This is a genomic window from Streptomyces sp. NPDC005070 (assembly GCF_053600395.1).
This window is the reverse complement of sequence record NZ_JBSFZS010000263.1, coordinates 1-5,255: the sequence shown is the minus strand read 5'-3', so window position 1 is coordinate 5,255 and position 5,255 is coordinate 1. Positions and strand designations below refer to the sequence as shown.

Below are 5,255 nucleotides of genomic sequence, written 5' to 3'. Positions count from 1 at the left end.
CCCGTCGCCACCGACGCCCACCCCTCACCCAACGGCGACGGGCTGATGCACCGGCACGGCCCCGACCCACCCACCGGAGCTGAACCCGAACCGCGTCCTGACACAGTGACCCCATGCTGATCGCCCGCTCCGCGCTCCTCTTCGCCCTCGCCGCACTCCTGGAGATCGGCGGCGCCTGGCTCGTCTGGCAAGGCGTGCGCGAACACCGAGGCGCCCTCTGGATCGGCGCCGGCGTGATGACGCTGGGCCTGTACGGCTTCGTCGCCACCCTCCAGCCGGACGCCGAGTTCGGCCGCGTCCTCGCCGCGTACGGCGGAGTCTTCGTGGCCGGCTCCCTCGCCTGGGGCGTCGTCGCCGACGGCTACCGCCCCGACCGCTGGGACATCACCGGCGCCCTGATCTGCCTGGCCGGAGCCGCCGTGATCATGTACGCCCCCCGAGGGGGCAACTGACCCCCGCCTATCCTGGCCGGAGCGACCGCAGACCCACGGACACCCCAGACACACAGAAACCGCCAAGGAGCAGCCGTATGACCCCCGCCGCCGCGTCCCGTATCGCCGTCATCACCGGTGCAAGCAGCGGAATCGGCGCCGCGACGGCCCGACAGCTCGCGGCCGAGGGCTACCGCGTCGTTCTCACGGCCCGCCGCAAGGACCGCATCGAGGCGCTGGCGGAGGAGATCACCGCGGCGGGCGGCCAGGCCACCGCGTACGCCCTGGACGTCACGGACCGCACCGCGGTCGACGAGTTCGCGACGGCGTTCAAGACGATCGGCGTGCTGGTCAACAACGCCGGCGGCGCACTCGGCGCCGACCCGATCGCGACGGGCGACCCCGCCCAGTGGCGCCAGATGTACGAGACGAACGTCATCGGCACCCTGAACATCACCCAGGCCCTCCTGCCGGCGCTCACCGCCAGCGGCGACGGCACGGTCGTCGTCCTGTCCTCCACGGCGGCCCACGGCACGTACGAGGGCGGCGGCGGCTACGTGGCCGCCAAGCACGCCGAGCACGTGCTCGCGGAGACGCTGCGCCTGGAGATCGTCGGCACGCCGGTGCGGGTCATCGAGGTGGCCCCCGGCATGGTCAAGACCGAGGAGTTCGCCCTCACCCGCTTCGGCGGCGACACCGAGAAGGCAGCCAAGGTCTACGCGGGCGTCGCCCAGCCCCTGACCGCCGACGACGTCGCCGAGACGATCACGTGGGCCGTCACCCGCCCCAGCCACGTGAACATCGACCTCCTCGTGGTCCGCCCCCGAGCCCAGGCGTCGAACACGAAGGTCCACCGGGAGCTGTGACCCCGGACGAACCACCCACCCCCCAGCCACCCGCTGCCGACGAGCAGGCCCGCCTGGCCCTGGAGAAGAAGCGCGAACGCTACGTCTGGTGGTACCTGGCGTACTTCCTCTTCGGCATCCACATCGTGGCCTTCGTCATGATCTACGCGGTCCTGTCAACGAAGTGACCCACCCCCCGAGGACAACGCCCCACTTCAGTAGCCCGGCACATGGCTCACACTCAGATACGTCGAACGGGAAGGGCCTCGAAGCACTTGGCGCTTCGAGGCCCTTCCCATCGGCTGGCGCGTAGCCTCGGGCCCTGCGGCTCAACCCTTCACGCAGACAACCTGCTTCAGCTTCGCCACGACCTGCACGAGGTCGCGCTGCTGCTCGATGACCTGCTCGATCGGCTTGTACGCGCCCGGGATCTCGTCCACGACGCCGGAGTCCTTGCGGCACTCCACGCCCTGCGTCTGGTCCTCCAGGTCCTTCGTCGAGAAGCGGCGCTTCGCCGCGTTGCGGCTCATGCGCCGACCCGCGCCGTGCGAGGCCGAGTTGAAGGCCTTCTCGTTGCCGAGGCCCTTCACGATGTACGAGCCGGTCCCCATCGAACCCGGGATGATCCCGAACTCCCCGGCCCGCGCGCTGATGGCCCCTTTGCGCGTGACGAGCAGGTCCATGCCGTCGTAGCGCTCGACGTTCACGTAGTTGTGGTGGCAGCTGATCTCCGGCTCGAAGGCCGGCTTCGCCTTCTTGAACTCCTTGCGGATCACGTCCTTGAGGAGCGCCATCATGAGCGTGCGGTTGTTCTTCGCGTACTCCTGGGCCCAGAACAGGTCGTTGCGGTACGCCGCCATCTGGGGCGTGTCCGCCACGAAGACGGCGAGGTCCCGGTCCACCAGGCCCTGGTTGTGCGGGAGCTTCTGTGCGACACCGATGTGATGCTCGGCCAGTTCCTTGCCGATGTTCCGGGAACCGGAGTGCAGCATCAACCAGACAGAACCGTCAGAATCGATACAAACTTCAACAAAGTGATTTCCTCCGCCTAGCGTCGCCATCTGCTTCACAGCCCGCTCCTCGCGGAACTTCACCGCATCCGCCACCCCGTCGAACCGCCCCCAGAAGTCGTCCCACCCGGCGGTGGCCAGGCCGTGGAAGCGGTCCGGGGTGACCGCGGAGTCGTGCATGCCCCGGCCGACCGGAATCGCCTGCTCGATCTGCGAGCGGAGCCGCGACAGGTCGCCCGGCAGGTCGTTGGCGGTGAGGGAGGTCTTGACGGCGGACATTCCGCAGCCGATGTCGACACCCACCGCCGCCGGGCACACCGCGTCCCGCATCGCGATGACGGAGCCGACCGTCGCGCCCTTGCCGTAGTGGACGTCCGGCATGACGGCGAGGCCCTTGATCCAGGGCAGTGTCGCCACGTTCTGGAGCTGACGGAGCGCGACGTCCTCCACGGAGGTGGGGTCGGCCCACATGCGGATGGGGACCTGCGCCCCCGGCATCTCTACGTACGACATATCGTCCTCTATCCCCACAAAAACAGCAGAAGTCTTAAATCGCAAAACCGGCGCCTAGGTCGACGTATAGGACAACGGACCGGCGTCCACGGCTGTGCGTGCGATACACATTGTCTCCAGGGGTCGCCCCCGTGCGGCAACCCAATAACCACAGGACACCCGGGCCGAAGCGCCGTCGGGAACCGTCGAGAGGAGCCTGACCGTGCAGCGGAAGGCGTACGTATCCGCCGCCGCCCTGCTCCTCGCGGCAGCGCTGGCGGGCTGCTCGGGCGGTGCGGGTGTGGGCGGTTCGGCTCCGGACTCCAAGGGCGGCGACACCGGCACGACGGCCGCGGTCGCCCAGCCGGGGAAGTACCGCACCCTCCCGGAGACGTGCGGCGCGGCCGATCACGACACGCTCGACACGCTGCTGCCCGGCATCCAGGAGACGACCGACGAGGCACAGCAGGAGAAGGCGTACGCGGGCGAGGCCACGCTCACGTACGACACGGACCGGCGTGACGGCTGCGACTGGAAGGTGGCCTCCACCGCCGCCACCGATCACCTCTTCGTCGACTTCGAGCGCGTGGTCTCGTACGACAACACGGTGAGCGACGAGGCCAAGGCCGAGGAGCTCTACGCCACCAAGCAGACGGCGGCCGACCTCCCGGAGCCCGCCGCATCCTCGTCCGCGTCCGCGTCCGCGTCCGGTGACGCCACTCCGAGCCCGAGCGGCAGCGCCGGCGGCACGGCCGACGGCGACAACGCCTCGGGCGCCCCCTCCGCACCCTCCGCCTCCGCCTCGCGGACCCCGGCCGATCTCCAGCCGCGCGTACTCGACGACCTGGGCGACGAAGCGTTCCTCGACGACAAGCTCAGCACCGGCTCGTCGACGACCCAGCAGCGCACGGTGACTGTGGTGTTCCGCACGTCCAACGTGATCGTGAGGATCGAATATTCCGAGCAGCCGACGGCGTCCACGGACGCCCCCGACAGCAAGGAAATGCAGGACAAGGTGCAGAAACTGGCTCAGGAGCTGGCCTCCCGGCTCAACGGCTAGCGGCCCAGCGGCCGCTGGGGGCACCCCGGCGCAAACCACCCGAACGGGAACCGCCCCGACGCCCCACCGCGTACCGTGGCCCCTCGGACCCGACCGGCCGCACGCCCCATGTGCGGCCGTACCACGAGCCACGAGTGAAGGAACCATGCACCGACCAGTACAACGAGCAGGCCGAGCACAGCGACTCCCCCGCATCCTTGTCAGCGCGGCCGCCGTCCCGGTGATGCTCGTCGCCGCGGGTTGTTCCTCGGACTCCGGCTCCGGTGACGACGCACAGAAGGACGCGAGCGCGGGCCCGGGAGCGACGGTGTCCGCGAGCAGCGCGGCCCCCTCCGTCCAGCCCGCCGCGTACACGACGTTGCCCAAGGCGTGCTCGGTGCTGTCGAAGAAGACGCTGGGCGAACTGATACCGAAGGGCTCGAAGTCGGGCAAGTCCGGCAAGCTGGACGAGCCGGAGCAGCGCGGCAACTGCAACTGGACGAGCCTCGACAACAACGGGGTGAAGGGCTCTCAGTTCCGCTGGCTGAACGTGGCGCTGCTCCGCTTCGACTCGGACGCGCGCGGCTCGGGCGACGATCAGGCCCACGCGTACTTCCAGAAGCAGGTCTCGGCAGCGCAGACGGTGGAGGGCGCGCTGGACGCCAAGTCGGCGCCGGTCTCCGGTACGGGTGACGAGGCGACGGCCGTGCGCTACGGCCTGAAGAAGAAGGAAGGCGCCTTCAAGCAGCAGACGATCGTGGCGCGCGTCGAGAACGTGGTCGTGACGCTCGACTACAACGGCGCCGGGCTCGCGGGTGAGAAGACCCCGGACGCGACCGCTCTGCTGAAGGCGGCCGAGAAGGCCACGAAGGAGGCGGTGGCCGCGGTCGCCGCCGCGAACGGTGACGGCGCGGCGGGCTCGGACTCGCCGGACCCGGCCTCCTCGTCGAAGGCCTCGTCCTCGTCCGCGCCGTCGGCCTCGCCGTCCAAGAGTGCCTCCAAGAGCGCCGGGACCGGCTCCAAGAGCGCGTCGCCGTCGCAGTCGGCGGCGAAGAAGAGCTGACCCGGCCGCGACCGGACACGGGGCCCGACTCGGGGCTCCGGCAGACACGTTCACGGGGCCCGGTTCCCTCCGGAACCGGGCTCCTTCCATACCGCGCATCCGTACGCCACACACATGTGCCACTCTGTTGCGCGCAACAACACGCAAGGGGAGGGGAGTACAGGTGGCCGCGCCCATACAGCTCACACGGATGCACAAGATTCTCATCGGCATGGTCGTCGCCGGTGCGCTCGTCATCGCCGGAATCGGCTTCGCCGGTTCGTACGCGGCGGTCCGTGAACTGGCGCTCCAGAAGGGGTTCGGGAACTTCTCGTACGTCTTCCCGATCGGCATCGACGCGGGTATCGGCGTCCTGCTCGCCCTCGACCTGCTGCT

7 protein-coding genes are annotated in these 5,255 nt (G+C 69.5%); 6 read left to right on the top strand and 1 reads right to left on the bottom strand.

All coding sequences use genetic code 11. The features are described from left to right. Positions 1-113: 113 nt before the first annotated feature. The 3 genes from ACWEBX_RS37205 to ACWEBX_RS37195 all read left to right on the top strand — a co-directional run bounded on the left by ACWEBX_RS37205 (position 114) and on the right by ACWEBX_RS37195 (position 1,464). Entirely contained in the window at positions 114-452 is a 339-nt protein-coding gene (locus ACWEBX_RS37205; RefSeq protein WP_365493604.1) for a YnfA family protein, read from the top strand. A 77-nt stretch (positions 453-529) separates the two neighbouring features. Then, positions 530-1,297, top strand: coding sequence for an SDR family NAD(P)-dependent oxidoreductase (locus ACWEBX_RS37200; protein WP_451889161.1), 768 nt, complete (start codon positions 530-532; stop codon positions 1,295-1,297). Next, positions 1,294-1,464, top strand: coding sequence for a hypothetical protein (locus tag ACWEBX_RS37195; RefSeq protein WP_451889160.1), 171 nt, complete (start codon positions 1,294-1,296; stop codon positions 1,462-1,464). The genes ACWEBX_RS37200 and ACWEBX_RS37195 overlap by 4 nt, the downstream gene beginning before the upstream one ends. A 141-nt stretch (positions 1,465-1,605) precedes the next feature. On the opposite strand, the gene ACWEBX_RS37190 is transcribed toward ACWEBX_RS37195, so the two are convergent. Further along, complete coding sequence (locus ACWEBX_RS37190; protein ID WP_451889159.1) at positions 1,606-2,799, bottom strand: RtcB family protein; 1,194 nt, start codon at positions 2,797-2,799, stop codon at positions 1,606-1,608. A 202-nt stretch (positions 2,800-3,001) separates the two neighbouring features. Here ACWEBX_RS37190 and ACWEBX_RS37185 point away from each other — a divergent pair, with 202 nt between their 5' ends. From ACWEBX_RS37185 to ACWEBX_RS37175, 3 genes are all read left to right on the top strand, one after another. Continuing rightward, on the top strand, positions 3,002-3,838 hold the full coding sequence (locus ACWEBX_RS37185; protein WP_451889158.1) for a DUF3558 domain-containing protein: 837 nt from the start codon (positions 3,002-3,004) through the stop codon (positions 3,836-3,838). Positions 3,839-3,983: 145 nt separating this feature from the next. Next, positions 3,984-4,880 carry a DUF3558 domain-containing protein gene (locus tag ACWEBX_RS37180; RefSeq protein WP_451889157.1) on the top strand — a complete coding sequence of 299 codons (897 nt, stop codon included), beginning with the start codon at positions 3,984-3,986 and terminating at the stop codon, positions 4,878-4,880. Positions 4,881-5,043: 163 nt separating this feature from the next. After that, the coding region (locus ACWEBX_RS37175) for a DUF2637 domain-containing protein (RefSeq protein ID WP_451889156.1) at positions 5,044-5,255 on the top strand (212 nt) is incomplete at its 3' end.

Coding starts and splice junctions, on each gene's coding strand:
- ACWEBX_RS37200 (WP_451889161.1), top strand. CDS start 530: ATGACCCCCGCCGCCGCGTCCCGTATCGCCGTCATCACCGGTGCAAGC.
- ACWEBX_RS37180 (WP_451889157.1), top strand. CDS start 3,984: ATGCACCGACCAGTACAACGAGCAGGCCGAGCACAGCGACTCCCCCGC.
- ACWEBX_RS37190 (WP_451889159.1), bottom strand. CDS start 2,799: ATGTCGTACGTAGAGATGCCGGGGGCGCAGGTCCCCATCCGCATGTGG.
- ACWEBX_RS37205 (WP_365493604.1), top strand. CDS start 114: ATGCTGATCGCCCGCTCCGCGCTCCTCTTCGCCCTCGCCGCACTCCTG.